This is a genomic window from Streptomyces sp. NPDC059009 (assembly GCF_042740175.1).
Lineage (GTDB): Bacteria > Actinomycetota > Actinomycetes > Streptomycetales > Streptomycetaceae > Streptomyces.
The window spans coordinates 224,061-250,596 of the sequence record NZ_JBHYJB010000003.1 but is presented as its reverse complement, the minus strand read 5'-3'; the positions used below and the strand labels follow the sequence as shown (position 1 = coordinate 250,596).

Genomic DNA, 26,536 nt, shown 5'->3' with positions numbered 1-26,536 from the left:
ACTCAAGCGACTCGCTTACTGGTTGTACGGCCCGTAGTCGTAGTCCTCCAGCGGAACGGCCTGGCCGGAGCCCGTGCCGAACGGGGAGTAGTCGATGTCGTCGTAGCCGACGGCCGAGTACATCGCGGCCTTGGCTTCCTCGGTCGGCTCGACCCGGATGTTGCGGTAGCGGGACAGGCCCGTACCGGCCGGGATGAGCTTACCGATGATGACGTTCTCCTTGAGGCCGATGAGGCTGTCGGACTTGGCGTTGATCGCCGCGTCCGTCAGAACTCGGGTCGTCTCCTGGAAGGAGGCGGCCGACAGCCAGGATTCCGTCGCCAGCGAAGCCTTGGTGATACCCATCAGCTGCGGACGGCCGGAGGCCGGGTGGCCGCCTTCCGTCACGACCCGACGGTTCTCGGTCTCGAACTTCGAGCGCTCGACGAGCTCGCCCGGCAGCAGCTCCGCGTCGCCGGACTCGATGATCGTCACGCGGCGCAGCATCTGCCGGATGATGATCTCGATGTGCTTGTCGTGGATCGACACACCCTGCGAGTTGTAGACCTTCTGGACCTCGCCGACCAGGTGGACCTGGACCGCGCGCTGACCGAGGATCCGCAGCACGTCGTGCGGGTTGGTGGCACCCACGGTGAGCTTCTGGCCCACCTCGACGTGGTCGCCCTCGCCCACGAGCAGACGGGCGCGCTTCGAGATCGGGAACGCCGTCTCGTCGCTGCCGTCGTCCGGGGTGATGACGATCTTCTTGGTCTTCTCGGTCTCCTCGATGCGGACACGGCCCGCGGCCTCGGAGATCGGGGCGACACCCTTCGGCGTACGAGCCTCGAAGAGCTCGACGACACGGGGCAGACCCTGGGTGATGTCGTCACCGGCCACACCACCGGTGTGGAAGGTACGCATCGTCAGCTGGGTACCGGGCTCACCGATGGACTGGGCGGCGATGATGCCGACCGCCTCACCGATGTCGACCAGCTTGCCGGTGGCGAGCGAACGGCCGTAGCAGAAGGCACAGGTGCCGACCGCCGACTCACAGGTCAGGACCGAGCGGGTCTTGACCTCCTCGACGCCGTTGGCGACCAGGGCGTCGATGAGCACGTCACCGAGGTCGACGTTGGCCGGGGCGATGACCTTGCCGTCGACGACGACGTCCTCGGCCAGCATGCGGGCGTACACGGACGTCTCGACGTCGTCCGTCTTGCGCAGGACGCCGTCCTCGCCGCGGACCGCGATCTTCAGCTTCAGACCGCGCTCGGTGCCACAGTCCTCCTCGCGAATGATGACGTCCTGCGAGACGTCGACCAGACGACGGGTGAGGTAACCGGAGTCGGCGGTACGAAGGGCGGTGTCCGCAAGACCCTTACGGGCACCGTGCGTGGAGATGAAGTACTCCAGCACGGAGAGGCCCTCGCGGAAGGACGCCTTGATCGGACGCGGGATGGTCTCGTTCTTCGCGTTCGACACCAGACCACGCATACCGGCGATCTGCCGCATCTGCATCATGTTTCCTCGGGCACCCGAGTCAACCATCATGAAGATGGGGTTGGTCTTGGGGAAGTTCGCGTTCATCGCCTCGGCGACCTCGTTGGTCGCCTTGGTCCAGATCGCGATGAGCTCCTGCGTGCGCTCTTCCTTGGTGATCAGACCGCGCTCGTACTGCTTCTGGACCTTCTCGTCCTGCGCCTCGTAGCCCGCGACGATTTCCTTCTTCGCCTCGGGAACGACGACGTCGGAGATGGCCACGGTGACACCGGAACGGGTCGCCCAGTAGAAGCCCGCCGCCTTCAGGTTGTCGAGCGTCGCCGCCACGATGACCTTGGGGTAGCGCTCGGCGAGGTCGTTGACGATCTCGGAGAGCTGCTTCTTGCCGACCGAGTAGTCGACGAACGGGTAGTCCTCGGGCAGCAGCTCGTTGAAGAGCGCGCGGCCCAGGGTCGTACGCAGCCGGAAGCTGTCGCCCTGCTGGTACTCCTGCTCGCCCTCCTCGACGGCCGGCGGGGTCCAGCCGCGCGGCGGGATGGTGCCCACCGGGAAGCGGATGTCGACCTTCGCCTGCAGCGAGAGCTCCTTGGCGTCGAACGCCATGATCGCCTCGGCCGTGGAACCGAACGAACGGCCCTCGCCCTTGACCTCGCGCTCCTCTTCGTCCGTGGTGAGGAAGAAGAGGCCGAGCACCATGTCCTGCGTAGGCATGGTGACGGGGCGACCGTCAGCGGGCTTGAGGATGTTGTTCGAGGACAGCATCAGGATGCGGGCCTCGGCCTGCGCCTCCGCGGAGAGCGGCAGGTGAACGGCCATCTGGTCACCGTCGAAGTCCGCGTTGAACGCGGTGCAGACGAGCGGGTGGATCTGAATGGCCTTGCCCTCGACCAGCTGCGGCTCGAAGGCCTGGATGCCGAGGCGGTGCAGCGTCGGCGCACGGTTCAGGAGAACCGGGTGCTCGGCGATGACCTCTTCGAGGACGTCGTACACGACCGTGCGGCCGCGCTCGACCATCCGCTTGGCGCTCTTGATGTTCTGCGCGTGGTTCAGATCGACCAGGCGCTTCATCACGAACGGCTTGAAGAGCTCCAGCGCCATGGCCTTCGGCAGACCACACTGGTGCAGCTTCAGCTGCGGACCGACGACGATCACGGAACGCGCGGAGTAGTCCACACGCTTACCGAGCAGGTTCTGACGGAATCGACCCTGCTTACCCTTCAGCATGTCGCTGAGGGACTTCAGCGGACGGTTGCCGGGGCCCGTCACCGGGCGACCACGACGGCCGTTGTCGAAGAGGGCGTCGACCGCCTCCTGGAGCATGCGCTTCTCGTTGTTCACGATGATCTCGGGCGCACCGAGGTCGAGAAGCCGCTTCAGGCGGTTGTTCCGGTTGATCACGCGGCGGTACAGGTCGTTCAGGTCGGAGGTCGCGAAGCGGCCACCGTCCAGCTGCACCATCGGACGCAGGTCCGGCGGGATGACCGGCACGCAGTCGAGCACCATGCCCTTGGGGCTGTTGCTGGTCTGCAGGAACGCGGAGACGACCTTGAGGCGCTTGAGCGCACGGGTCTTCTTCTGGCCCTTGCCGGTACGGATGATCTCGCGGAGGCGCTCGGCCTCCTCGTCGAGGTCGAAGGTCTCCAGGCGCTTCTGCAGGGCAGCTGCACCCATGGAGCCGTCGAAGTAGGTGCCGAAGCGGTCGCGCAGCTCACGGTAGAGCAGCTCGTCGCCCTCGAGGTCCTGGACCTTGAGGTTCTTGAAGCGGTTCCACACCTCGTCGAGACGGTCGATCTCGCGCTGGGCGCGGTCACGCAGCTGCTTCATCTCGCGCTCGGCGCCCTCGCGCACCTTGCGGCGCACATCGGCCTTGGCACCCTCGGCCTCGAGCTCGGCCAGGTCGGTCTCGAGCTTCTTGGCGCGGGCCTCGAGGTCGGCGTCGCGGCGGTTCTCGACCTGCTGACGCTCCACGGAGACGTGCGCCTCCAGGGAGGGCAGGTCGCGCGTGCGGCGCTCCTCGTCCACGAACGTGATCATGTACGCCGCGAAGTAGATGACCTTCTCGAGGTCCTTCGGGGCGAGGTCGAGCAGGTAGCCAAGGCGCGACGGAACGCCCTTGAAATACCAGATGTGCGTGACAGGCGCGGCCAGCTCAATGTGGCCCATCCGCTCACGACGCACCTTGGCGCGAGTGACCTCGACGCCGCAGCGCTCGCAGATGATGCCCTTGAAGCGGACACGCTTGTACTTGCCGCAGTAGCACTCCCAGTCCCGGGTCGGACCGAAGATCTTCTCGCAGAAGAGTCCGTCCTTTTCGGGCTTCAGGGTGCGGTAGTTGATGGTCTCCGGCTTCTTGACCTCACCGTGGGACCACTGTCGGATGTCGTCCGCGGTCGCGAGGCCGATCCGCAGCTCGTCGAAGAAGTTGACGTCGAGCACTTGTCGTCAATCCCTCTTTCGGGGTCGTGTCTCAATCATGGTCTGAGGGGGTCCGGGGTGGGGCCGGGTTCTCATCTCCGTACTGCACTTCCGTACGTCCATGAGAACCCGGCCAGACCCGTCAGACCTCTTCGACGCTGCTCGGCTCGCGCCGGGACAGGTCGATGCCGAGCTCTTCCGCGGCGCGGAAGACGTCCTCGTCGGTGTCGCGCATCTCGATGGACATGCCGTCCGAGGACAGCACCTCCACATTGAGGCACAAGGACTGCATTTCCTTGATGAGCACCTTGAAGGACTCGGGAATGCCGGGCTCGGGGATGTTCTCGCCCTTGACGATGGCCTCGTAGACCTTCACGCGGCCGGTCACGTCGTCGGACTTGATCGTCAGCAGCTCCTGGAGGGCGTACGCGGCGCCATAAGCCTCCAGCGCCCACACCTCCATCTCACCGAAGCGCTGGCCACCGAACTGAGCCTTACCACCCAGCGGCTGCTGGGTGATCATCGAGTACGGACCGGTCGAGCGAGCGTGCAGCTTGTCGTCGACCAGGTGGTGCAGCTTGAGGATGTACATGTACCCGACCGAGATCGGGTCCGGGAACGGCTCACCGGAACGGCCGTCGAACAGCCGCGCCTTGCCGGACGGGAGGACCATGCGGTCACCGTCGCGGTTCGGGATGGTGTGCTCGAGGAGACCGGCCAGCTCGTCCTCGCGGGCGCCGTCGAAGACGGGCGTCGCGACGTTGGTGCGCGGGGCGACCTGGTCGGCCTCGATGGCCTGCAGGCGCTGCGCCCAGTCGTCACCGAGCGAGGAGACGTCCCAGCCCTGGCTGGCGAGCCAGCCGAGGTGGATCTCCAGGACCTGTCCCGGGTTCATTCGGGACGGCACACCCAGCGGGTTCAGGATGATGTCGACCGGCGTCCCGTCCTCGAGGAACGGCATGTCCTCGATGGGCAGGATCTTGGAGATAACACCCTTGTTGCCGTGACGGCCGGCGAGCTTGTCACCGTCCGTGATCTTGCGCTTCTGCGCCACGTAGACACGAACCAGCTGGTTCACGCCCGGCGGCAGCTCGTCGCCCTCTTCACGGTCGAAGACGCGGACGCCGATGACCTTGCCGGTCTCGCCGTGCGGCACCTTCAGGGAGGTGTCGCGGACCTCGCGCGCCTTCTCACCGAAGATCGCGCGGAGCAGACGCTCCTCCGGGGTCAGCTCGGTCTCACCCTTGGGCGTGACCTTGCCGACGAGGATGTCGCCGGCGATGACCTCGGCGCCGATACGGATGATGCCGCGCTCGTCGAGGTCGGCGAGGACCTCTTCGGAGACGTTCGGGATGTCCCGGGTGATCTCCTCGGGGCCGAGCTTGGTGTCACGGGCGTCGACCTCGTGCTCCTCGATGTGGATCGAGGAGAGGACGTCGTCCTGCACCAGACGCTGGCTGAGGATGATGGCGTCCTCGTAGTTGTGACCCTCCCACGGCATGAACGCCACGAGCAGGTTCTTGCCGAGGGCCATCTCGCCGTCCTCGGTCGCGGGACCGTCGGCCAGGACCTGACCGGCGATGACCCGCGCGCCCTCGTCCACGACGACCTTCTGGTTCACAGAGGTGCCCTGGTTGGAGCGGGAGAACTTCGACAGGCGGTACGTGGTGTACGTGCCGTCGTCGTTGGCGGTGGTGATGTAGTCCGCGGAGACCTCCTGGACCACACCGTCCTTCTCGGCCTTCAGCACGTCACCGGCGTCGACCGCGCAGCGGTACTCCATGCCGGTGCCGACGAGCGGCGCCTCGGACTTAATCAGCGGCACGGCCTGACGCATCATGTTCGCGCCCATGAGGGCACGGTTGGCGTCGTCGTGCTCGAGGAACGGGATCATGGCGGTCGCGACCGACACCATCTGGCGCGGCGAGACGTCCATGTAGTCGACGTCCGTGCCGGGCACGTAGTCGACCTCGCCGCCACGGCGGCGGACCAGGACGCGGGCCTCGGCGAACCGGAGCTCGTCGGTCAGCGGCGCGTTGGCCTGCGCGATGACGAAGCGGTCTTCCTCGTCGGCCGTGAGGTAGTCGACCTCGTCACCGACGACACCGTCGACGACCTTGCGGTACGGCGTCTCGATGAAGCCGAACGCGTTGATGCGGCCGTACGAGGCGAGCGAACCGATCAGACCGATGTTCGGGCCTTCGGGCGTCTCGATCGGGCACATGCGGCCGTAGTGAGACGGGTGCACGTCTCGGACCTCGAAGCCGGCCCGCTCACGGGAGAGACCACCCGGGCCGAGGGCGTTCAGACGACGCTTGTGCGTCAGCCCCGACAGCGGGTTGTTCTGGTCCATGAACTGGGACAGCTGGCTGGTGCCGAAGAACTCCTTGATGGAGGCGACGACCGGCCGGATGTTGATCAGGGTCTGCGGCGTGATCGCCTCGACGTCCTGGGTGGTCATGCGCTCGCGCACGACGCGCTCCATACGGGCGAGACCCGTACGGACCTGGTTCTGGATCAGCTCGCCGACGTTACGGATACGACGGTTGCCGAAGTGGTCGATGTCGTCCGTCTCGACGATGATCGAGCGACCGGACTCGCCGACCGTCTCGGTCTCACCGGCGTGCAGCTTCACCAGGTACTTGATGGTGGCGATGACGTCGTCGGTGGTGAGCACGCCGGCGTCCAGCGGCTCGTCCGCGCCGAGCTTCTTGTTCACCTTGTAGCGGCCGACCTTCGCCAGGTCGTAGCGCTTCGGGTTGAAGTAAAGGTTCTCAAGCAGCGTCTGCGCGGCCTCGCGCGTGGGGGGCTCGCCCGGACGCAGCTTGCGGTAGATGTCGAGCAGCGCGTCGTCCTGACCCTGGGTGTGGTCCTTCTCCAGGGTGGCGCGCATGGACTCGTACTCGCCGAACTCCTCGAGGATCTGCTCGGTCGTCCAGCCGAGAGCCTTCAGGAGAACGGTGACGGACTGCTTGCGCTTGCGGTCGATGCGCACACCGACCATGTCGCGCTTGTCGATCTCCATCTCCAGCCAGGCACCCCGGGACGGGATGATCTTGGCGGAGAAGATGTCCTTGTCGGACGTCTTGTCGATCGAGGAGTCGAAGTAGACACCGGGCGAACGGACCAGCTGCGACACCACGACACGCTCGGTGCCGTTGATGACGAAGGTGCCCTTGTTCGTCATGAGCGGGAAGTCGCCCATGAAGACCGTCTGGGACTTGATCTCGCCGGTCTCGTTGTTGGTGAACTCAGCGGTGACGAAGAGCGGGGCGGCGAACGTGAAGTCGCGCTCCTTGCACTCGTCGATCGAGTTCTTCGGGGGCTCGAAGCGGTGATCGCGGAACGTCAGGGACATCGACCCGGAGAAGTCCTCGATCGGGGAGATCTCCTCGAAGATCTCCTCGAGGCCGGACTTGGTGGGGACGTTCTGTCCGCTTTCGAGAGCCGCCTCGACACGAGCCTTCCACGCGTCGTTTCCGAGCAGCCAGTCGAAGCTCTCGGTTTGCAGCGCAAGAAGGTTCGGAACCTCGAGGGGCTCCTTGATCTTTGCAAAGGAGATGCGCAGCGGGGCGGTGCTTGCGCCGTTGTTCGTATTCGCGGTCGAGGCAGTGCGCGAGGCGGCCAAGAGGGGGTCCTTCCGAGGGCTCGGACTCACTACGCGCGTACCGGTCCCAGCTGGACACAGAGACAGAAAAGCCCAGGTCAGGGCAGTTTCAATCCACGGTGCTCAAGCATGGGCATGCCCCTGGTGACGGGCAGGAGGCAGCTAACAGGCAGCGCAAAGGGTCAGTGTAGCCAGTAGGCCCACTGATGTCCAGTGCGGGTTTTGGGAGACCCTCGTTGTTCTCAACACCTGCGGCAAGCCACGTCCTCAGCGCACATCGATACTGCCCTCTTCGCCGCCGATCCATGCCTCGGATGCGGATCGTTGTGACGACGCGTCCTGAGAATTGCGCGCTGCGTGCGGTTCGTCAAGGCCCCCCTGCCCAGACAGGGCTCCGACATCGTCACCGCCAGGGGCCGTTTCGTGGCACAACGAAGATCACCATACTCGCCGGGACGGACAGTGCAAGGCAGCCGTCACGGGAACGCCAAAGGGCGACCACCCAGATGGGTGATCGCCCTTGGTGAGCGCCTCAGGCGGCACTCAGAAGAGTCAGACGACTCGCGAGGTCACTTGACCTCGACGGAGGCGCCGGCGCCCTTGAGGGCCTCGGCGGCCTTCTCCGCGGCGTCCTTGGCGACCTTCTCGAGGACCGGCTTCGGGGTGCCGTCGACGAGGTCCTTGGCCTCCTTCAGGCCCAGGGAGGTCAGCTCACGCACGACCTTGATGACCTGGATCTTCTTGTCGCCGGCACCCGTGAGGATGACGTCGAACTCGTCCTGCTCCTCGGCGGCGGCGGCGTCGCCACCGGCAGCGGCACCACCGGCAACGACGACCGGCGCAGCGGCGGCGGCGGTGACGTCGAACTTCTCCTCGAATGCCTTCACGAACTCGGAGAGCTCGATGAGGGTCATCTCCTCGAACTGCGCGAGCAGGTCGTCCTGGCTGAGCTTCGCCATGATGGCGGTCCTTCCACTAATTCGGCTGGTGCCGGAGTTACATGTGAGGCGGGCGTACATTCAGGCCCGCTGTGACCCGCGCCCTACGCGGCGCAGATCATGACGCGAGCCGAATTACTCGGCACCGCCCTGCTCGGCCTGCTTGGCGCGAAGCGCGTCCACGGTGCGGACGAGCTTCGACGGGAGCGCCTGGAAGACAGAGGCAGCCTGGGACTGCTTGCCCTTCATGGCACCCGCCAGCTTGCTGAGCAGAACCTCGCGGGACTCGAGGTCCGCAAGCTTCTTGATCTCGTCGGCGGACAGCGCCTTGCCATCAAGGACACCGCCCTTGATGACGAGAGCGGGGTTGTCCTTGGCGAAGTCACGAAGACCCTTCGCCGCCGTGACCGGGTCACCGGTCACGAAAGCGACAGCCGTCGAGCCCTTGAGGTGCTCGTCCAGCGGGATCCCGGCCTCGTCGGCCGCGATCTTGGTCAGCGTGTTCTTCACCACACGGTACTGAGCGTTCTCGCCGAGAGAACGGCGAAGCTCCTTGAGCTGCGCCACGGTCAGTCCGGTGTAAGAAGTCACAACAGCAGCGTTGGAGTTGCGCAGCTTCTGCGTGATCTCCTCGACAGCAGCGACCTTGTCGGACGTCGCCATGAGCCTCGGCCTCCTTCCGGGGTGATGATCCTCGACTGACCTTCCGATCAGCCGCACGTCGCCGGACCGCCTGAATCAGGCACGTGAAGAAGGGGCTCTGCAGCAAAACGAAACGCCCCGGCGCAGGCGCACGGGGCGTGAGCTCAACCGGACAGCATGCATCCGGGATCTCTTCCACAGTCACCTGCGCGGGTCGTCCGCAGTTCAGCGGATCCTTCGGCCGCCGCGCACTCGCGAGAGCACACAGCAACGACCAGCGGTCTTTGGCTTCTGTGGAAGAGTACGCGAACGGGTCCGCGTCAAGCAAATCGCTCAGATACCGCCCAGACCGGCGGACCCTCCGGCACCCGCTCCGCCCTTCTCGAACCCTTCCTTGAGGGTCTTGAACAGGTCGAAGGTGTCCTTGGCGGGCGGCGGTGTCACCTTGGCGGCGGCGCCGTAGTCCGAGTACGTCTGCGAGGTCTTCACCGTGCCCTCGGGCGACTTGATGCCGATGTCCATGCGGACCGGGTAGTCGTCCTCGTTGACCCAGACCTCGGTGTCGTAGCCCTTGATGCCCGACTTGTCGATGTTCTTGAAGAGCTGCTCGCGCTCTTGCTTGGTGAGGACGTCGTCCAATGCCTTGTTGGTCGACATCATCTCCTTGACGGTGAGGCGGCCCTTGTAGCGCTGCGTCTGCACGCCGTCGACCGTGGCGGAGCCGAGGTGCTTCAGGTTGGGCGACCCCAGGAGCATCGCGAGCTGCTGCGCCGGGCTCTGGTTCATGTTGTCGAGGCCGCCGGTCAGCATCTTCGTGAGCTTCGGGTCGCCGGCCTCCTCGGCGATGGACTTCATGTCCATCTTCATCCAGCGCTTGCCGTCCATCTTCTTGGCCCCGGCCGCGCCCATGTCCGCGTACATCACGTTGTCGCTCCAGAGCATCCGGATCTTCTCCGGTGCGTCCGGATTGCCCTCCGTGAGGGAGGAACCCGTCATCGTCACGTCCATGACGGACGGGTTCCAGCCCATGACGCCGGTCATCTTCATCTCGCCCGCGCCGCCCATGGCTTTGCCCATCGACCCGGCGGGGGTCGACATCGTCATCCGGACCTTGGCGGACTTCGCGGCCGAGGTCTTCTTGTACGCGGCGGTGATGACGTCCGTCACCTGCGAGCGGGACTGCGGCTCCCCGGCCTTCCCCGCGCCCTTGTCGGACGAGTCGCCGCCGGAACAGGCCACCGCTCCGGTGCAGAGCAGCGCGGTGGCGAGCACGGCGCCCGCCGCCCGCTTGCGGCCCAGATTTCCACGGACAACACCAGTCATGACCCCACCCCTAGGAACACATGATCGACACATTTCGTGTCCTGAGCGTACCTGAGGTGCGATTGTGGATCTTCCGGTTATGCCGCGGGCTGCTGGTTCATGAGCTCCTTGAAGTTCATGGTGTCGGCGGACGAGGGCTTCGCCACGGAGACCGGGGTGCCGTAGTCGCTGTAGTAGGCGGTCTGGGAGAACGTGCCGTTCTTCGTCTCGCCCTTCTCGATCTTCTTGACCAGCAAGTCGTCGCCGTTGACCCAGATGTCGATCTGCTCGGTGCTCATGCCCATCTGGTCGAACTGCTTCTTCAGCTCCGACTTCTGCTGCCCGTCCAGGTTCGCGCTCTTGCCGGTGAAGTCCGCCACGTCGACCGTGCCCGAGTAGTGGGTCGCCTTCGTGCCGCGGACCGTCTCCTCGCCCACGCGCTTCACATCGCCCGAGGCCAGCAGCATCTTCACCGACTGGTTCGGAGTGGTGTTCTGCATCTGGTCCTTGAAGGCCGCACCCGCGGCACCGCTCAGCTTGGCGAGGCTGTCGTAGTCGTACTCGACCCAGTGCTTGCCGCCGCCGGCCTGCGCCGCGAACTTGTCGCCCATGTTCGCGTAGAAGCCGTTCTTCAAATAGCGGTAGTTGATCTTCGGCTGGCCGAGCGCCTTCATCTGCTCGGCCTGGGCGCCACCGGTGAACGTCACCGTGACGTCCCCCGTGATGCCGTCCGACCAGGCCATGGCGCCGTCCATGTCCATCGTCGACTGGCTGCCCATCTGGGTCGTGCCCTCGACCTTGGCGGAGTCCGCCTTGTCCGTCGTCTTCGCGATGCCACGCAGGGCGGCTATGGGGCTGAGCGCCACGCTCCCCTTGCCCTTGGAGCCCTCATCCTTGCCCGAGCCCCCGTCCGAGGAGCCACAGGCCGCCACGGACGTCAGTGCGGCCGCGATCGCGATGGCCAGGCCCGCCCGGCGCACGGTCGTCGTGCTGTTCATTCGTCCCACCCCTTGTGTCCACAGAGAGCCTGCACGCTAACGCAGCCCTCTGACATCACGTACCCGCGAACTCAACAAACAAGGACGGGCCCCGCACCTCGAAAGGTTGCGGGGCCCGTCCACGGAACGCGCCGGAGCGCGTCACCTACGCGTACGCGCGACTGCCGTCAGAGTGCTCAGACGGCGGCCGGGTCCTCCTCGGTGAGGAGGTTGCGGGTGCGGTTCGAGTCGAGCGGAATGCCGGGGCCCATCGTGGTGGTGATGGCGGCCTTCTTGATGTAGCGACCCTTGGCGGCCGACGGCTTCAGACGGAGGATCTCCTCCAGGGCCGCGCCGTAGTTCTCCACCAGCTTGGTGTCGTCGAAGGACACCTTGCCGATGATGAAGTGCAGGTTCGCGTGCTTGTCGACACGGAACTCGATCTTGCCGCCCTTGATGTCGTTGACAGCCTTGGCGACGTCGGGGGTCACGGTGCCGGTCTTCGGGTTCGGCATCAGACCACGCGGACCGAGCACGCGGCCGAGGCGGCCGACCTTGCCCATGAGGTCCGGGGTGGCGACGACGGCGTCGAAGTCCAGGCGACCCTTGGCGACCTCGTCGATCAGCTCGTCGGCGCCGACGATGTCGGCCCCAGCGGCTTCCGCGGCCGCAGCACGGTCACCGGTCGCGAAGACCAGGACCCGGGCGGTCTTACCGGTGCCGTGCGGGAGGTTCACGGTGCCGCGGACCATCTGGTCGGCCTTGCGCGGGTCAACACCCAGGCGGAAGGCGACCTCGACGGTGCCGTCGAACTTGGTCGTGGAGGTCTCCTTGGCGAGACGGACGGCCTCGAGCGGGGCGTAGAGCTTCTCCCGGTCGATCTTGGCGTCCGCAGCGCGGAGGGACTTGCTGCGCTTCACTTCTACTCCTGAGGTTCAGGGATGGAGTTCGTGGTCCGAGCCAGCGCCGGCCCTACCACTGAAAGGTCAAACGGGGTGAGGTCAGCCCTCGACCGTGACGCCCATGGAGCGCGCGGTACCGGCGATGATCTTCGCCGCGGCGTCCAGGTCGTTGGCGTTCAGGTCGGCCATCTTGGTGGTGGCGATCTCGCGGACCTGCGCGTCGGTGATCTTCGCGACCTTGGTCTTGTGCGGCTCGCCGGAGCCCTTCTCGATGCCCGCGGCCTTGAGGATCATCTTGGCGGCCGGAGGCGTCTTGGTGATGAAGGTGAAGGAACGGTCTTCGTAGACCGTGATCTCCACCGGGATGACCCAACCGCGCTGCGACTCGGTCGCGGCGTTGTAGGCCTTGCAGAACTCCATGATGTTGACGCCGTGCTGGCCCAGCGCGGGGCCGACCGGCGGAGCCGGGTTGGCGGCGCCGGCCTGGATCTGGAGCTTGATAAGCCCCGTGACCTTCTTCTTCTTGGGAGGCATGTGCTCTCTCTCCGGGTCTTAGTGAGAGTGTTCAGCCATCCAGTCCGGATCATCCGGATGGAGGCATACCGCACAACGATAACGGGTATCCATGCGCGGCCAAAAACCGAGCAGGTCAGACGGGCTTTGGCAGCCCGTCTGACCTGCTCGGAAGCGTGCGGTCCGGAAGAACCTAGTTCTTCTGGATCTGGTCGAAGCTCAGCTCGACCGGGGTCTCGCGGCCGAAGATCTCGACGAGGCCCTTGACCTTCTTCGAGTCGGCGTTGATCTCGTTGATCGTCGCCTGCAGCGTCGCGAACGGGCCGTCGGTGACGGTGACCGAGTCGCCCACCTCGAAGTCCAGGACCTGGACCTCGACCTTGCGCTGCGGAGCGGGCTTGCCCTCGGCCTCGGCGGCCTCGCGGGCGGCCTTCTCCTCGGCCTCCGGGGCGAGCATCTTGACGATCTCGTCCAGGGTCAGCGGGTACGGGTCGTAGGCGTTGCCCACGAAGCCGGTGACGCCGGGGGTGTTGCGGACGACGCCCCAGGACTCGTTCGTCAGGTCCATGCGCACCAGCACGTAGCCGGGGAGCTTGTTCTGACGGATGGTCTTGCGCTCGCCGTTCTTGATCTGCGCGACCTCTTCCTGCGGCACCTCGGCCTGGAAGATGAAGTCCTCGACGTTCAGCGAGACGGCGCGCTGCTCGAGGTTGGTCTTCACGCGGTTCTCGTAACCGGCGTACGTGTGGATGACGTACCACTCGCCGGGGAGGGTGCGGAGCTCGTCACGGAGGGCGGCGATCGGATCGACCGGCTCGGCCTCTTCCTCGGTCTCGACGGGCGCCTCGTCCTCGGCGCTCTCCTCGTCGGCGACCTCGGCGACAGCGGCCTCGTCCTCTTCGGACTCCGCGACAGCCTCGGCGTCGCCCTCGAGGTGGAGGGCGGCCTCTTCGGCGGCTGCGCCTGCGGCGGCGTCGGCAGCCTCGGCCTGGTCCGGGCCCTCGGCGTCCGCCGCCTCGACGATGTCGATCTGGTCCTCCACGGACTCCGCCGACTCGATGGCGTCGTTCAGGTTCGGGTCAGACACGGTGGCTGCTTCTTCCTGGATACAAGGGGTGGAACACGCGAATAGGGGCGCCGGGAACGGCGCCCTTCGCTTTCGGCTCAGCCGAAGATGTAGCTGACTGCGTGGTTGAAGCCATAGTCAATCACGGTCACAAGACCAATCATGATGACGACGAAGACAATCACCACGGTGGTGTACGTCGTGAGCTGGCCTCGCGTCGGCCAGACGACCTTGCGGAGCTCGGCGACGATCTGGCGGTAGAAGAGCGCGAGCCGACCGAAGGGGCCCTTCTTGCCGCGCTTACCGCCCTTACGAGCCTTCTTCTTCGACTCCGGCGCCTCATCCTGGGCATCAGGCATGTCGATGGAGCCCACGGCGTCCGTCACTCGTCCTCACCTGATTCCGGGTCGTGGCCGTGCCGCGCCCGGTTGAGCCGCACGGCGGTGCATTGCAGTACGTACATGCGCACACATCCTGGCGAAGGAGTGTGTAGCAGGGCCGGAGGGACTTGAACCCCCAACCGCTGGTTTTGGAGACCAGTGCTCTACCAATTGAGCTACGACCCTTTGATTTCCCCCAACCTACCGCATCCGCCCATGTGCACGGAGTGCGTTGAGAGGCTGCGGCCGTTGAAGGCCAACGAGGGAAGAGTGTACGTGGTCTGCGAGCCCCCGTCGAACAGATACGGATCCGATGGTCTTGGAAACCTGTGTGCCGGGCCTCTTGGGGGTCTGGAACCATGGGGCTCATGAGCGCTGCTACTCCTCCCACCGAGCGCCGGGTCTCTGCCCGCATCGGCGCTATCTCCGAGTCCGCGACCCTCGCCGTGGACGCCAAGGCCAAGGCCCTCAAGGCCGCCGGGCGGCCGGTGATCGGGTTCGGCGCAGGTGAGCCCGACTTCCCGACCCCGGACTACATCGTCGAAGCGGCCATCGAAGCCTGCAAGAACCCGAAGTACCACCGCTACACGCCCGCGGGCGGCCTGCCCGAGCTCAAGGCCGCGATCGCCGCGAAGACGCTGCGCGACTCCGGTTACGAGGTCGACGCCTCCCAGGTCCTGGTGACCAACGGCGGCAAGCAGGCCATCTACCAGGCGTTCGCCGCGATCCTCGACCCGGGCGACGAGGTCATCGTCCCGGCCCCGTACTGGACCACCTACCCCGAGTCGATCCGCCTCGCGGGCGGCGTCCCGGTCGACGTCGTCGCCGACGAGACCACCGGGTACCGCGTCACGGTGGAGCAGCTGGAGGCCGCGCGCACCGAGCGCACGAAGGTCGTGCTGTTCGTCTCGCCGTCCAACCCGACGGGCGCGGTCTACAGCGAGGCCGACGCGGAGGCGATCGGCCGCTGGGCCGCCGAGCACGGCCTGTGGGTCCTCACCGACGAGATCTACGAGCACCTCGTCTACGGAGACGCGAAGTTCACGTCGCTGCCCGCGATCCTGCCCGAGCTGCGCGACAAGTGCATCGTGGTCAACGGCGTCGCCAAGACGTTCGCGATGACGGGCTGGCGCGTGGGCTGGATCATCGGCCCGAAGGACGTCGTGAAGGCCGCGACGAACCTCCAGTCGCACGCCACGTCGAACGTCTCCAATGTGGCCCAGGCCGCGGCCATCGCCGCCGTCTCCGGCGATCTGACCGCCGTGGAGAAGATGCGTGAGGCATTCGACCGGCGCCGCAGGACCATCGTGCGGATGCTCAACGAGATCGACGGCGTGGTCTGCCCCGAGCCGGAGGGCGCCTTCTACGCCTACCCGTCGGTGAAGGCGCTGCTCGGCAAGGAGATCCGCGGCAAGCGTCCGCAGGACTCGGTCGAGCTGGCCGCGCTGATCCTGGACGAGGTCGAGGTCGCCGTGGTGCCGGGCGAGGCGTTCGGTACGCCGGGCTATCTGCGCCTCTCGTACGCCCTCGGGGACGAGGACCTGGTCGAGGGCGTCTCCCGGCTGCAGAAGCTGCTCGCGGAGGCCCGCGACTGACGCCTTCGCGGTTTTCGCGCTCCACGCGCGCGTGGACGGGCCCCTCCGTAGAAAGTGTCTACGGAGGGGCCCGTTTGTCAGTTCGGGCAGGTACCCGATGGGGAAAAGCGGCTACCGGTACGACAGGTGTGTACGGCAGGATCTTGGGATGGAGCGTGTACGCGACGTAAGAGAGCTGCCGAAGGCCCATCTGCACTTGCACTTCACGGGGTCGATGCGCCCCTCGACCCTGCTGGATCTCGCCGACAAGTACGGCGTCCGGCTGCCCGAGGCGCTGACCGGCGCCGAGCCACCGAAGCTACGGGCCACCGACGAGCGCGGCTGGTTCCGCTTCCAGCGGCTCTACGATGCCGCCCGGTCCTGCCTGCGGGAGCCCGAGGACATCCAGCGCCTCGTGCGCGAGGCCGCCGAGGAGGATCTGCGGGACGGCTCGGGGTGGCTGGAGATCCAGGTGGACCCGACGTCGTACGCGCCTCGGCTCGGCGGGCTCATCCCGGCCCTGGAGATCATCCTGGACGCCGTGGACAGCGCGCAGCGGGAGACCGGGCTCGGGATGCGGGTGCTGGTCGCGGCCAACCGCATGAAGCACCCGCTGGACGCCCGCACGCTGGCCCGGCTCGCGGTGCGCTACGCCGACCGCGGCATCGTCGGCTTCGGGCTCTCCAATGACGAACGGCGCGGCATGGCACGGGACTTCGACCGCGCCTTCCACATCGCCCGCGAAGGCGGGCTGCTGTCCGCCCCGCACGGGGGCGAGCTGACGGGCCCTTCGTCCGTGCGGGACTGCCTGGACGACCTGCACGCCTCCCGGATCGGGCACGGGGTGCGGGCCGCCGAGGACCCACGGCTGCTGCGGCGCCTCGCCGAGCGGGGCGTGACCTGCGAGGTCTGCCCGGCTTCGAATGTGGCGCTCGGCGTCTACGAGAAGCCCGAGGACGTGCCGCTGCGGACCTTGTACGAGGCCGGGGTGCCGCTGGCGCTCGGCGCCGACGATCCGCTGCTCTTCGGGTCGCGGCTCGCCGCTCAGTACGAGCTCGCGCGGCGCCACCACGGCTTCGACGACGCCGCGCTGGCCGAGCTCGCGCGGCAGTCGGTGCGCGGGTCGGCCGCCCCCGTCGACATCAAGGAGAAGCTGCTTTCCGGGGTCGACGCGTGGCTGGCTAGCTGATTCCGCTCAGGAGGGTGCGGGCGACGGCTGCCGCGAACTCGTCGACGGGCTGCGGTGGTTGGCCGTCCGGCGTCATTTCGTACGCGAAAGCGCGCTGGGCACAGGCCCCCAGGAGGAGCGACGCGGCGGCGTGGGTGTCGGCGTCCGCGCGGATGCGGCCCGCCTTCTGTTCGGCGCGCAGATAGGCGTCCAGGCCCTCGATGGGCTTGTGCGGGCCCGTGCCCATCTCGCGCATCACCTCTTCATGGCGGCGCTTGAGCTGGGGCTCCGCGTACAGGGAGGCGGCCATCGGGAAGGTCTGCGCGTAGAAGAGGGCCGCCTGGCGGGCGATCTCGGTGAGGTTCTCCTCGACGCTGTGCCCGCCCGAGTCGAGGACGAGCCTGGTCAGGAGCGGGTTGAGCCGGGGCAGCCGTTCGTTGAGGACCGTCACGAACAGCTCCTCCTTGTTGGCGAAGTGCTTGTAGAGAGCCGCTTCGGAGCAGCCGGCCGCCTTGGCGATCTCCTTGGTGGTGGTGCGCGCGAGGCCGAGGGTCAGCATGAGTTCGCGTGCGGCGTCGACGAGGCGGGTGCGGGTCGGCTTCTGCTGCATGCGTACTCCAAAGAAGCTTGACGAGTGGGTGAGTGCCCACTCACCCTAGGGGTGAGTGAATACTTACCCACCTTGGGAGGGTGTGCCATGAAGCTCACAGTTTTCGGTGCGACCGGGGGCATCGGCCAGGAGATCGTCAAGCAGGCGCTCAACGCGGGCCACGAGGTGACGGCGGTCGTGCGGGACCCTGCCAGGTTCACAGTGACCGGCGAGCGCCTGGAGGTGTTCCGGGCCGACCTCAAGGACGCGGAAGCGCTGCGGCCTGCGGTCGCCGACCGGGACGCGGTCCTGTCGGGACTCGGCGCCCGCAAGCGCGCGGACGCGGGCATCGCCACCGAGGTGACCCGCCCGGTACTGCGGGCCATGGAGGCGGAGGGGGTGCGCCGCCTCCTGGTGGTGAGCGCCGGGCCGGTGGGGCTCGAACCCGCGGACACACCGCTGCTGGACCGTGCCATGCGGGCCGTGATCAGCATGATCCTGAAGGACGTCTACGCCGACCTGACCGCCATGGAGGCCGAGTTGGCGGGCAGCGCGACGGACTGGACGTCGGTGCGGCCGCCGCGGCTGCTCGACAAGCCGCTCACGGGCTCGTACCGGACGGCCGTGGGCAGCTTCCCGCGCGCGGGGCGGACGATCGCGCGGGCGGACGTGGCGCACGCGATGCTGGCCATGATCGACGATCCGGCCACCGTGAAGCAGGGGGTGGGGGTGGCTTACTGAGGTGGCCCACTGACCACCCTCCGGCCATTGCCTACAGGCTGACGCCCACCGTCACCGGCTCGTTGACCAGCGTGATCCCGAAGGTCTCGCGCACTCCGGCGACGACCTCACGGGCCAGTGCGAGCAGGTCCTCCGTAGTGGCGCCGCCCCGGTTGGTGAGCGCGAGCGTGTGCTTCGTGGAGATGCGGGCAGGCCCCGATCCGTAGCCCTTGGTGAAGCCCGCCTTGTCGATGAGCCAGGCCGCGGAGGTCTTCACGCGCCCCTCCCCCGCCGGGAAGGCGGGCGGGGCGGTGTCCGCGCCCAGGCGCTGCTCCACGCGCGCGCGGAAGGCGGCGAACTCCTCCTCGGTGAGGATCGGGTTGGTGAAGAAGGACCCGGCCGACCAGGAGTCGTGGTCCTCGGGGTCGAGCACCATGCCCTTGCCCGAGCGGAGCTTCAGGACCGTCTCCCGGGCGAGGGCGGCGGGCACGCGGTCACCCGCCTCCACGCCGAGCGTGCGGGCCGTCTCCGCGTACTTGATCGGGGCGCTCTGGCCGCCCGCGTCCTCCAGCTCGAAGCGCACGCGCAGGACCACATAGCGGTCGGGATCGGTCTTGAAGCGGCTGTGACGGTACGAGAAGTCGCACTCGGCGTTCGGAATCGTGACCGTTTCCTGGGTCTTCCGGTCGTACGCGATCACTTCGGTGATCGTCGACGAGACCTCCTGGCCGTACGCCCCCACGTTCTGGATCGGCGTCGCGCCTGCGGAGCCGGGGATTCCGGCGAGGCACTCGACGCCCGCGAGACCCGCCTCGACCGTCCGCGCGACGGCGTCGGTCCAGATCTCGCCGGCCGCCAACTCCAGCTTCGTGCCGTCGAGTTCGAAGCCCTGGGTGGCGATGCGCAGGGCGGTGCCCGCGAAGCCCTTGTCGCCGATGACCAGGTTGCTGCCGCCGCCGATGAGCAGCAGTGGCGTACCGGTGTCGTCGGCCTCGCGGACGGCGGCGATCACCTCGGCGTCGGTCGTCGCGGTGATCAGGCGGGTCGCGGGGCCGCCGAGCCGGAAGGTGGTCAGCGGGGCGAGGGGGGCGTCGTGAAGTTCCTGCACGTGCACAAGGGTACGGTCCGTGGCCCCACCGCTCGGGCGGGGCCACGGACCGCGGGAGCCGCCGTGGTCAGACACCGGCCGGGGCGCGCTCCTCGGCCGCGGGCTCCACGGCGGCCGCCACGGGGCTCCCGGCCGCCGACCGCCGCGGCAGCAGCGCCGCCGCCACCGCCGCCAGGGCCACCACCGCGGCGCCCGCCCAGAGCGCGGGCTGCAGCCCGTCCACGGCGGCCTGCGGCGACTCCCAGCCGCCCTGGCCGGAGAAGACCGAGGCCAGGATCGCGATGCCGAGGGCGCCGCCGACCTCCCGCAGGGCGTTGTTGGCGCCGGACGCGATGCCCTGCTCCGAGGGGCGGACGCTGGACATGACCAGGTCGGCGGCCGGGGCGAAGTACAGGGCCATGCCGATGCCGCTGAGGATCAGGGCGGGGAGCTGTGCGGCGTACGACACGTCGGTGGCGACGACGGTGGCGAACCAGCCGAGGCCGACGGCCTGCAGCACGAGCCCCGCGGCGACGACCGGGCGGCCGCCGATCCGGCCCGAGAGATAGCCCGCGATCGGCGAGACGAGCATCGGCATGCCGGTCCAGGGCAGCATCCGCAGCCCCGCCTCGGTGGGCGAGTAGCCGAGGACGCCCTGGAGGAACTGGCTGAGCAGGAAGATCGAGCCGAACATCCCGACGAACATCAGCAGGCTGGCGGCGTTGATCGCGGAGAAGGCGCGGCTGCGGAAGAGACGCATGGGGAGCATGGGGTTGGCGTTGCGGATGCCGTGATGGATGAACCCGGCAAGGAGCGCGGCGCCCGCGAACAGCCCGGTGAGGACCGGCATGCTGGTCCAGCCGTCGATGTTGCCGCGGATCAGGCCGTACACGATCCCGAAGAGTCCGCCGCTGGCGAGCACGGTGCCGACGATGTCCAAGGGCGCCCCCGTGCCGTACGACTCCGCGAGGCGCAGCCGGGCGAGCGGCAGCAGGGCCAGGCCGATCGGCACGTTCAGCCAGAAGATCCACTGCCACGACACATGTTCGGTGAGGCTGCCGCCGATGAGCGGGCCGCTGGCCACCGCGAGGCCGTTGACGGCACCCCAAATCCCGTACGCCATACCGCGCTTGGCCACGGGCACGGCGGCCGTGAGCAGGGTCAGCGTCAGCGGCATCATGATCGCGGCGCCGACGCCCTGGACCGCGCGGGCGGCGATCAGCCCGCCGATGCCGGGTGCGAGCGCCGCGCCCGCGGAGGCCCCCGTGAAGATCACCAGGCCCATGAGGAAGAGCCAGCGGCGGCCGAAGCGGTCCCCCAGGGCCGCGCCGAACATCAGCAGCACGGCGAAGGTGAGCGTGTAGGCGCTCACGGTCCATTCAAGGTCCTCCAGGGCCCCGCCGAGGTCCTTTCGGATGGAGGGCAGGGCGGTGGTGACCACGAGGTTGTCGAGGGCCGCCATGAATCCGGCGGCGCTGGTGACGACGAGGGCCCAGACGACTCCCCCGCGACGTTCGGCTTGCTGTGACATTGCTTCCCCTTGTTGTTAGTTATCAATGACTAACTTTTGCGGACACAGAAAGCCCGCCCCCACTCACCTGCGCACGACTCAGCCCTTGGGCTGCGACGAGTCGTAGAAGCCGGTCCAGACTCGATGATCGGGCTGAAAGCCCATCGAGACCAGGACGTTGATGAGCATCCCGTAGGCGAGGAACTGCGTCGTCTCGCCGACATCCGCCCCCAGCGCCAGCCGGCACACGTCGTACATCTCCATCCACGCCGACCGGAGCGCCTCACCGAACTCGTGGTCCCCGGCCGCCTCCGCGGCGGCCACGGCGACGTAGATCTGCATCTGCATGAGCAGCTTGTCCGGGTCGTCGGCGATGAGCGCCTGGTAGGCCGCGCCCATGGCGTGCAGGGCGGCCTCCCCCTCGAGCCCCTCGGACGCCCTCCTGAAGACTTCGGTGGTCTCCTGACAGCAACGCATGGACGCCGCCTGGAAGATGGCCTGCTTGCCGGGGAAAAGGCGGAAGAGATACGGCTGCGAGACACCGACCCGCTTGGCGATCGCCTCGGTGGAGGTGCCCTTGTAGCCGCCGCGGGCGAACTCGGTCATCGCCGCGCGGATGACGCTCTCACGTCGCTCCTCTGCGCTCATCCTTGCCATGCAAGGAAGTTAGTGGCCAATCACTATCTACGTCAAGAGGGTGGTGCGCGCCACCCTCACCGCGTGAGCCGCCGCCTCATACGCGTAAGGGGCACCCGCAATGGCCGGGTGCCCCTTACTGCGCGCTTTCGAAGCTCTCGAAGCTCAGGCCAGCCGCACGACCGCGCGCGACATGCCGAGGACCTTCTGGCCCGCGCTCATCGCCGTGAGGTCGACCCGCACCTGGCTGTCGTCCAGCTTGGCGGCGACCTTGGCGCTGACCTCGATGGTCGCGCCCTTGTCGTCGTTCGGGACCACGACGGGCTTGGTAAAACGCACGCCGTACTCGACGACGGCGGCCGGGTCGCCCGTCCAGTCCGTCACGACGCGGATCGCCTCGGCCATGGTGAACATGCCGTGCGCGATGACGTCCGGGAGACCGACCTCGACCGCGAACTTCTCGTTCCAGTGGATCGGGTTGAAGTCCCCGGAGGCACCCGCGTACTGGACGAGCGTGGCGCGCGTCACGGGGAAGGTCTGGGCCGGCAGCTCCGTACCGACCTCGACGTCGTCGTAGGAAATCTTCGCCGCCATCGCTTACGCCTCCTCGACCGCACGCGCGACGAGCTTGGTCCACGCGGTCACCACGTGCTCCCCTGCCTCGTCGTGCACCTCACCCCGGATGTCCAGGATGTCGTTGCCCGCCATGGACTTGATCGCCTCGATGGTCGACGTGACCGTGAGCCGGTCGCCCGCGCGCACGGGGCGCCGGTACGAGAACTTCTGGTCGCCGTGCACGACGCGGCTGTAGTCGAGCCCCAGCTGGGGGTCCTCGATGACCTGGCCCGCGGCCTTGAAGGAGATCGCGAAGACGAAGGTCGGCGGGGCGATCACATCCGGGTGCCCGAGCGCCTTGGCGGCCTCCGGGTCGACGTACGCGGGGTTGGCGTCCCCCACGGCCTCGGCGAACTCCCGGATCTTCTCCCGGCCGACCTCATAGGGGTCGGTGGGCGGGTAGGACCGCCCCACGAAGGACTGGTCGAGCGCCATGGCTCGGCACCTCCTGCAGCTGAAGGTCGACTGGCCGAAACAGATGCGGCCTGATCTGTAAACGCCGTGAGGCCGCCCCCAGCAATCGGGGACGGCCTCACGAACGAGCCTGTATTTATCGCGTTTCGCGGTGCGCGGTGTGCGCGTTGCAACGCGGGCAGTGCTTCTTCATCTCAAGACGGTCCGGGTTGTTGCGCCGGTTCTTCTTGGTGATGTAGTTCCGCTCCTTGCACTCCACGCAGGCCAGCGTGATCTTCGGGCGGACGTCGGTGGCAGCCACGTGAGTGCTCCTTGACGGACGGATGGACGGATGAACGCAAAAAAGAGTAGCCGATCGAAGGACCGACCCCACAATCGGCTACCAGGAGTAGCGGTGACCGGACTTGAACCGGTGACACAGCGATTATGAGCCGCTTGCTCTACCGACTGAGCTACACCGCTGCGATGCCGGATCCCCTCGCCCGAAGGCGAGGATCACTCGACATCAGAGCCCCAATGCGGAATCGAACCGCAGACCTTCTCCTTACCATGGAGACGCTCTACCGACTGAGCTATTGGGGCGAGCGATGAAGACATTACACGCTCGGTCGCCGATCGCCCAAATCCGTTTCGCCAGGGCCGTCCGGGGGCATGGGCAGCCCCGTCACTGCCGTCTGGATACGCCCCATCGGTACCCCGCACCACACCGGTACGACTATTGCGCTCCTCCTCGAAGCGGGCCGGTCGTCACCCTAGGCTCGACTCACGCTGCGTGATCTTGTGCGCCTCGACGCCCCAGCAGCCGCCCCCGAACCACAGGAGCGCGATGCCCGACAGTCAGCCGCAGCAGCCCCACTCCTCCGGGTCCTCCAGCGGCGAGTCCGCCGCCGAGGCGTCTTCCTTGCTGCTGTGCGGGGCCCGGCTCACCGACGGCAGGACCGTGGACGTGCGGCTCGGGGGCGGCCACATCGAGGCGGTCGGGACCGCCGGCAGCCTCACCGCGCACGCCGCGCGCGTAGACCTCGGCGGCTACCTCCTGCTGCCCGCGGCCGCCGAGCCGCACGCCCATGGCGACACCGCACTGTCCGCGGACGCCGAGGGCCCCGTCTCGTACGAACTCGCGGACGTCCAGCGGCGCACCACCGAGGCCGCCCTGCTGCAGCTCGGCCACGGGGCGACGGCGCTGCGCTCGCACGTGCGCATCGGAGATCTCCAGGGGCTGACGTCGATGGAGGCGGTGCTCCAGGCGCGGCGCTCGTTGCGCGGGCTCGTCGATCTGACGGCCGTGGCGATGCCGCGGCTGCTGACCGGAGCGGCTGGGGCCGACGGGCTCGCGATGCTGCGGGACGCCGTGAAAATGGGCGCCTCCGTAGTGGGCGGCTGTCCCGATGTCGACCCCGATCCGACGGGGTACGCGGAAGCTGTCCTGGAGATCGCGGCGGAGCACGGCTGCCCCGTCGACCTGCACACGGACGGCAGCGACCCGGCGCGGCTCGCCCGGCTCGCCGCGATGGCGGGCGGGCTGCGGCCGGGAGTGAGCATCGGGCCGTGCGGGGGACTCGGGCGGCTGCCCGCCGACGTCGCCTCACGGGCCGCGGATCAGCTGGCGGCGGCCGGGGTGACCGTGGTCTGCCTGCCGCAGGGCGGGTGCGGAGGGGCGGAGGGGCGCGGGGTGGCGCCGGTGCGGCTGCTGCGGTCGGCGGGGGTGCGGCTCGCGGCGGGCAGCGGGGCGATGCGCGACGTGTCGAACCCGGTGGGGCGCGGGGATCCGCTGGAGGCCGCCTATCTGCTGGCCTCGCGGAGCGGGCTGCGACCCGAAGACGCGTACGGGGCGGTGAGCGGGGCGGCGCGCGCGGCCATGGGGCTGCCCGAGGTCCGCGTGGAGGCGGGCTTTCCGGCCGAGCTGCTCGCCGTGCGCGGGGACCGGCTCGCGGGCGCGCTCTCGCTCGCGTACAGCCGCATCGTGGTGCACCGGGGGCGCGTGGTGGCGCGGACCAGCGCGGTGCGCGAATACTGCGACTCGGCGGCTGCCGTCGCGCTCGACCTGCCGCGGCAGGGGCGGTCGAAGGGCAGTGAGCAGGGGCGCACGAAGGGCGGCGAGCCGTCCTGACGCGCGCCCGGGACCGCCGGGCCTGAGCGGGCCGGCCCGCGCGCCTGTCCGGAAGCGCGCTGCCCGCTGTGGGGGCACGCGTGCGTGCCGGGGCGAAGCGGTCGCGCCTGCCGTACGGTCGGAAGCATGCGCATTGTCATCGCTGGGGGACACGGTCAGATCGCGCTGCGGCTGGAGCGTCTGCTCGCCGCGCGCGGTGACGAAGTAGCCGGGCTGATCCGCAATGCCGGGCAGGAAGCCGATCTGCGGGACGCCGGTGCCGAACCGGTGCTGTGCGACCTGGAGTCGGCGTCCGTCGACGAGGTCGCGCGCCACCTGGAGGGCGCGGACGCGGCGGTGTTCGCCGCGGGCGCGGGGCCCAGCAGCGGTATCGACCGCAAGGAGACCGTCGACCGGGGCGCTGCCGTGCTCTTCGCCGACGCGGCGGAGCAGGCCGGGGTGCGGCGCTATGTCGTGGTGTCCTCGATGGGCGCGGATCCGGCCCGCCCGGGCGACGAGGTCTTCGACGCCTATCTGCGCGCCAAGGGCGAGGCCGACGCGAACGTACGCGCGCGTGCGGGGCTCGACTGGACGATCCTGCGGCCCGGGATGCTCACGGACGACGCGGGCACCGGTCTCGTACGTCTGGAGGCGTCTACGGGGCGCGGGCCGGTCCCCCGGGACGATGTCGCCGCGGTCCTGGCCGAGCTCCTGGAGAGCGCGGCCACGGCGGGGCTGACGCTGGAGCTGATCAGCGGCTCCACGCCCGTCTCCGTGGCGGTCAAGTCCGTGGCGGGCAACTGAGCTTCTGAGCGAGGAGCAGGCGCGTCAGAACAGCGGCAGCTGGCCCGGGAAGTCCGGGACCGTGTAGCCGTCGAGAGCCGGTTGTGCGGCGCCGAGTTGGGCCAGCCTGCGGGAGCCGGGGCAGGAGACGAGCTCGCCGGTGCCGTGCGCTCCTGGAGGGTCGTGGCGTGCGAAGCGGCCCGCGACGACGGCGATCTCGCGGCGGCACTCCGGGCAGTTCCTGCGACGGGACGACATGGGGACAGTCTGCCCGCGCCGTGGCGGCGTGCATACGAAAAAGCCCCCTCCATGCTGCGTTTCCGCAGTTGGAGGGGGCTTCCTCAATGTGGCGGCGCCAGGATTCGAACCTGGGAAGGCTGAGCCGGCAGATTTACAGTCTGCTCCCTTTGGCCGCTCGGGCACACCGCCTGGGTCGCTGCCTGAGATCCGCTTTGGGGCGGCGCTCCGTGGCAACGACGTAAACGATACCTGATGCACAGGGGTGCTTCGCCACCCGATTGATCGGCACCCCGCGCGGGGGCAGTGGCTAGGCTTTGCGGGATGCGGTCGGCGGCTGTAGGCCGTGTATCCGCTGAGTACGCATACCCCGATACAAGGAGCCACAGGACATGGCCGACTCCAGTTTCGACATCGTCTCGAAGGTCGAGCGGCAGGAGGTCGACAACGCCCTCAACCAGACCGCGAAGGAGATCTCGCAGCGCTACGACTTCAAGGGCACGGGCGCTTCGATCTCGTGGTCCGGCGAGAAGATCCTGATGGAGGCGAGCGGCGAGGAGCGGGTCAAGGCGATCCTCGACGTCTTCCAGTCCAAGCTCGTCAAGCGGGGCATCTCGCTGAAGGCGCTGGACGCGGGCGAGCCCCAGATCTCCGGCAAGGAGTACAAGATCTTCGCCTCGATCGAGGAGGGCATCTCCCAGGAGAACGCGAAGAAGGTCGCCAAGATCATCCGCGACGAGGGCCCCAAGGGCGTCAAGGCGCAGGTCCAGGGCGACGAGCTGCGTGTCAGCTCCAAGAGCCGCGACGACCTGCAGGCCGTGCAGGCGCTGCTCAAGGGGCAGGACTTCGACTTCGCGCTGCAGTTCGTGAACTACCGCTAGGCGCAGGCGAAT

Annotated in this window: 24 protein-coding genes and 4 tRNA genes; 6 read left to right on the top strand and 22 right to left on the bottom strand. The window is 67.9% G+C overall.

The window, feature by feature from the left end; all coding sequences use genetic code 11:
* Positions 1 to 15 precede the first annotated feature (15 nt).
* The 11 genes from ACFWYM_RS04675 to ACFWYM_RS04625 all read right to left on the bottom strand — a co-directional run bounded on the left by ACFWYM_RS04675 (position 16) and on the right by ACFWYM_RS04625 (position 14,407).
* The gene (locus ACFWYM_RS04675) at positions 16 to 3,915 is read right to left on the bottom strand and encodes a DNA-directed RNA polymerase subunit beta' (protein WP_384829896.1); all 3,900 of its coding nucleotides are present in this window, start codon (positions 3,913 to 3,915) and stop codon (positions 16 to 18) included.
* Between the two features lie 121 nt (positions 3,916 to 4,036).
* Positions 4,037 to 7,522, bottom strand: coding sequence for a DNA-directed RNA polymerase subunit beta (rpoB, locus tag ACFWYM_RS04670; RefSeq protein WP_384829892.1), 3,486 nt, complete (start codon positions 7,520 to 7,522; stop codon positions 4,037 to 4,039).
* A gap of 548 nt (positions 7,523 to 8,070) precedes the next feature.
* Entirely contained in the window at positions 8,071 to 8,460 is a 390-nt protein-coding gene (rplL, locus tag ACFWYM_RS04665) for a 50S ribosomal protein L7/L12 (RefSeq protein ID WP_384829889.1), read from the bottom strand.
* A gap of 114 nt (positions 8,461 to 8,574) precedes the next feature.
* Positions 8,575 to 9,102, bottom strand: coding sequence for a 50S ribosomal protein L10 (gene rplJ, locus ACFWYM_RS04660; RefSeq protein WP_384829886.1), 528 nt, complete (start codon positions 9,100 to 9,102; stop codon positions 8,575 to 8,577).
* A gap of 312 nt (positions 9,103 to 9,414) precedes the next feature.
* The gene (locus tag ACFWYM_RS04655; protein WP_384829883.1) at positions 9,415 to 10,404 is read right to left on the bottom strand and encodes a hypothetical protein; all 990 of its coding nucleotides are present in this window, start codon (positions 10,402 to 10,404) and stop codon (positions 9,415 to 9,417) included.
* Between the two features lie 77 nt (positions 10,405 to 10,481).
* Positions 10,482 to 11,381 (bottom strand): hypothetical protein, encoded by a 900-nt coding sequence (locus tag ACFWYM_RS04650; protein WP_384829880.1) that lies wholly within the window; start codon positions 11,379 to 11,381, stop codon positions 10,482 to 10,484.
* A 176-nt stretch (positions 11,382 to 11,557) separates the two neighbouring features.
* Entirely contained in the window at positions 11,558 to 12,280 is a 723-nt protein-coding gene (rplA, locus tag ACFWYM_RS04645) for a 50S ribosomal protein L1 (RefSeq protein WP_384829877.1), read from the bottom strand.
* An 81-nt stretch (positions 12,281 to 12,361) separates the two neighbouring features.
* On the bottom strand, positions 12,362 to 12,796 hold the full coding sequence (gene rplK / locus ACFWYM_RS04640) for a 50S ribosomal protein L11 (RefSeq protein WP_100594902.1): 435 nt from the start codon (positions 12,794 to 12,796) through the stop codon (positions 12,362 to 12,364).
* A 172-nt stretch (positions 12,797 to 12,968) separates the two neighbouring features.
* Positions 12,969 to 13,862 (bottom strand): transcription termination/antitermination protein NusG, encoded by an 894-nt coding sequence (gene nusG, locus ACFWYM_RS04635; RefSeq protein WP_384829874.1) that lies wholly within the window; start codon positions 13,860 to 13,862, stop codon positions 12,969 to 12,971.
* Positions 13,863 to 13,939: 77 nt separating this feature from the next.
* Positions 13,940 to 14,227: a preprotein translocase subunit SecE gene (gene secE, locus ACFWYM_RS04630; protein ID WP_384829871.1), complete on the bottom strand. Its 288-nt coding sequence runs from the start codon at positions 14,225 to 14,227 to the stop codon at positions 13,940 to 13,942.
* Positions 14,228 to 14,334: 107 nt separating this feature from the next.
* Positions 14,335 to 14,407, bottom strand: a tRNA-Trp gene (locus ACFWYM_RS04625).
* A gap of 182 nt (positions 14,408 to 14,589) precedes the next feature.
* Between ACFWYM_RS04625 and ACFWYM_RS04620 the strand changes: the two genes are divergently transcribed.
* Together ACFWYM_RS04620 and ACFWYM_RS04615 are read left to right on the top strand one after the other, a co-directional pair.
* Positions 14,590 to 15,816: a pyridoxal phosphate-dependent aminotransferase gene (locus ACFWYM_RS04620; RefSeq protein ID WP_384829868.1), complete on the top strand. Its 1,227-nt coding sequence runs from the start codon at positions 14,590 to 14,592 to the stop codon at positions 15,814 to 15,816.
* Between the two features lie 148 nt (positions 15,817 to 15,964).
* Positions 15,965 to 16,984 (top strand): adenosine deaminase, encoded by a 1,020-nt coding sequence (locus tag ACFWYM_RS04615; protein ID WP_384829865.1) that lies wholly within the window; start codon positions 15,965 to 15,967, stop codon positions 16,982 to 16,984.
* On the opposite strand, the gene ACFWYM_RS04610 is transcribed toward ACFWYM_RS04615, so the two are convergent.
* A complete protein-coding gene (locus ACFWYM_RS04610) occupies positions 16,977 to 17,573 on the bottom strand; it encodes a TetR/AcrR family transcriptional regulator (RefSeq protein ID WP_384829862.1) in 597 nt (198 codons plus the stop codon). The two genes, ACFWYM_RS04615 and ACFWYM_RS04610, sit on opposite strands and share 8 nt — an antisense overlap.
* 87 nt (positions 17,574 to 17,660) lie before the next feature.
* Between ACFWYM_RS04610 and ACFWYM_RS04605 the strand changes: the two genes are divergently transcribed.
* Positions 17,661 to 18,293 (top strand): NAD(P)-dependent oxidoreductase, encoded by a 633-nt coding sequence (locus ACFWYM_RS04605; protein ID WP_384829859.1) that lies wholly within the window; start codon positions 17,661 to 17,663, stop codon positions 18,291 to 18,293.
* A gap of 31 nt (positions 18,294 to 18,324) precedes the next feature.
* Here ACFWYM_RS04605 and ACFWYM_RS04600 read toward each other — a convergent pair whose 3' ends face one another.
* From ACFWYM_RS04600 to ACFWYM_RS04565, 8 genes are all read right to left on the bottom strand, one after another.
* The gene (locus ACFWYM_RS04600) at positions 18,325 to 19,380 is read right to left on the bottom strand and encodes a UDP-N-acetylmuramate dehydrogenase (protein ID WP_384829856.1); all 1,056 of its coding nucleotides are present in this window, start codon (positions 19,378 to 19,380) and stop codon (positions 18,325 to 18,327) included.
* Positions 19,381 to 19,447: 67 nt separating this feature from the next.
* Entirely contained in the window at positions 19,448 to 20,890 is a 1,443-nt protein-coding gene (locus tag ACFWYM_RS04595) for a DHA2 family efflux MFS transporter permease subunit (RefSeq protein ID WP_384829853.1), read from the bottom strand.
* 78 nt (positions 20,891 to 20,968) lie between these two features.
* Positions 20,969 to 21,526 (bottom strand): TetR/AcrR family transcriptional regulator, encoded by a 558-nt coding sequence (locus tag ACFWYM_RS04590; protein ID WP_384829850.1) that lies wholly within the window; start codon positions 21,524 to 21,526, stop codon positions 20,969 to 20,971.
* A 144-nt stretch (positions 21,527 to 21,670) separates the two neighbouring features.
* Entirely contained in the window at positions 21,671 to 22,099 is a 429-nt protein-coding gene (locus ACFWYM_RS04585; RefSeq protein ID WP_384829847.1) for a MaoC family dehydratase, read from the bottom strand.
* 3 nt (positions 22,100 to 22,102) lie between these two features.
* A complete protein-coding gene (locus ACFWYM_RS04580; RefSeq protein WP_384829844.1) occupies positions 22,103 to 22,555 on the bottom strand; it encodes a MaoC family dehydratase N-terminal domain-containing protein in 453 nt (150 codons plus the stop codon).
* 115 nt (positions 22,556 to 22,670) lie between these two features.
* Positions 22,671 to 22,835 (bottom strand): 50S ribosomal protein L33, encoded by a 165-nt coding sequence (gene rpmG / locus ACFWYM_RS04575; RefSeq protein WP_003948671.1) that lies wholly within the window; start codon positions 22,833 to 22,835, stop codon positions 22,671 to 22,673.
* Positions 22,836 to 22,923: 88 nt separating this feature from the next.
* Positions 22,924 to 22,996, bottom strand: a tRNA-Met gene (locus ACFWYM_RS04570).
* Between the two features lie 47 nt (positions 22,997 to 23,043).
* Positions 23,044 to 23,116 (bottom strand) — tRNA-Thr (locus tag ACFWYM_RS04565).
* Positions 23,117 to 23,360: 244 nt separating this feature from the next.
* Between ACFWYM_RS04565 and ACFWYM_RS04560 the strand changes: the two genes are divergently transcribed.
* Together ACFWYM_RS04560 and ACFWYM_RS04555 are read left to right on the top strand one after the other, a co-directional pair.
* Complete coding sequence (locus ACFWYM_RS04560) at positions 23,361 to 24,644, top strand: amidohydrolase family protein (protein ID WP_384829841.1); 1,284 nt, start codon at positions 23,361 to 23,363, stop codon at positions 24,642 to 24,644.
* Positions 24,645 to 24,770: 126 nt separating this feature from the next.
* Complete coding sequence (locus tag ACFWYM_RS04555) at positions 24,771 to 25,427, top strand: SDR family oxidoreductase (protein ID WP_384829838.1); 657 nt, start codon at positions 24,771 to 24,773, stop codon at positions 25,425 to 25,427.
* Positions 25,428 to 25,451: 24 nt separating this feature from the next.
* Here ACFWYM_RS04555 and ACFWYM_RS04550 read toward each other — a convergent pair whose 3' ends face one another.
* A complete protein-coding gene (locus tag ACFWYM_RS04550; protein ID WP_384829835.1) occupies positions 25,452 to 25,664 on the bottom strand; it encodes a hypothetical protein in 213 nt (70 codons plus the stop codon).
* 89 nt (positions 25,665 to 25,753) lie between these two features.
* Positions 25,754 to 25,835: transfer RNA gene (locus tag ACFWYM_RS04545), tRNA-Tyr, on the bottom strand.
* A gap of 200 nt (positions 25,836 to 26,035) precedes the next feature.
* Here ACFWYM_RS04545 and ACFWYM_RS04540 point away from each other — a divergent pair.
* Positions 26,036 to 26,524 carry a YajQ family cyclic di-GMP-binding protein gene (locus ACFWYM_RS04540; RefSeq protein ID WP_384829832.1) on the top strand — a complete coding sequence of 163 codons (489 nt, stop codon included), beginning with the start codon at positions 26,036 to 26,038 and terminating at the stop codon, positions 26,522 to 26,524.
* Positions 26,525 to 26,536: the final 12 nt, after the last annotated feature.

Bases quoted from the DNA above. Each gene is read 5' to 3' on its own strand.
- ACFWYM_RS04655 (WP_384829883.1), bottom strand. From the start codon at position 10,404: ATGACTGGTGTTGTCCGTGGAAATCTGGGCCGCAAGCGGGCGGCGGGC.
- ACFWYM_RS04550 (WP_384829835.1), bottom strand. From the start codon at position 25,664: ATGTCGTCCCGTCGCAGGAACTGCCCGGAGTGCCGCCGCGAGATCGCC.
- ACFWYM_RS04615 (WP_384829865.1), top strand. From the start codon at position 15,965: ATGGAGCGTGTACGCGACGTAAGAGAGCTGCCGAAGGCCCATCTGCAC.
- ACFWYM_RS04595 (WP_384829853.1), bottom strand. From the start codon at position 20,890: ATGTCACAGCAAGCCGAACGTCGCGGGGGAGTCGTCTGGGCCCTCGTC.
- ACFWYM_RS04650 (WP_384829880.1), bottom strand. From the start codon at position 11,381: ATGAACAGCACGACGACCGTGCGCCGGGCGGGCCTGGCCATCGCGATC.
- ACFWYM_RS04580 (WP_384829844.1), bottom strand. From the start codon at position 22,555: ATGGCGCTCGACCAGTCCTTCGTGGGGCGGTCCTACCCGCCCACCGAC.
- ACFWYM_RS04560 (WP_384829841.1), top strand. From the start codon at position 23,361: ATGCCCGACAGTCAGCCGCAGCAGCCCCACTCCTCCGGGTCCTCCAGC.
- ACFWYM_RS04585 (WP_384829847.1), bottom strand. From the start codon at position 22,099: ATGGCGGCGAAGATTTCCTACGACGACGTCGAGGTCGGTACGGAGCTG.
- ACFWYM_RS04610 (WP_384829862.1), bottom strand. From the start codon at position 17,573: ATGCAGCAGAAGCCGACCCGCACCCGCCTCGTCGACGCCGCACGCGAA.
- ACFWYM_RS04605 (WP_384829859.1), top strand. From the start codon at position 17,661: ATGAAGCTCACAGTTTTCGGTGCGACCGGGGGCATCGGCCAGGAGATC.
- ACFWYM_RS04590 (WP_384829850.1), bottom strand. From the start codon at position 21,526: ATGGCAAGGATGAGCGCAGAGGAGCGACGTGAGAGCGTCATCCGCGCG.
- rplJ (WP_384829886.1), bottom strand. From the start codon at position 9,102: ATGGCGACGTCCGACAAGGTCGCTGCTGTCGAGGAGATCACGCAGAAG.
- rplL (WP_384829889.1), bottom strand. From the start codon at position 8,460: ATGGCGAAGCTCAGCCAGGACGACCTGCTCGCGCAGTTCGAGGAGATG.
- ACFWYM_RS04620 (WP_384829868.1), top strand. From the start codon at position 14,590: ATGAGCGCTGCTACTCCTCCCACCGAGCGCCGGGTCTCTGCCCGCATC.
- rplK (WP_100594902.1), bottom strand. From the start codon at position 12,796: ATGCCTCCCAAGAAGAAGAAGGTCACGGGGCTTATCAAGCTCCAGATC.
- ACFWYM_RS04540 (WP_384829832.1), top strand. From the start codon at position 26,036: ATGGCCGACTCCAGTTTCGACATCGTCTCGAAGGTCGAGCGGCAGGAG.
- ACFWYM_RS04555 (WP_384829838.1), top strand. From the start codon at position 24,771: ATGCGCATTGTCATCGCTGGGGGACACGGTCAGATCGCGCTGCGGCTG.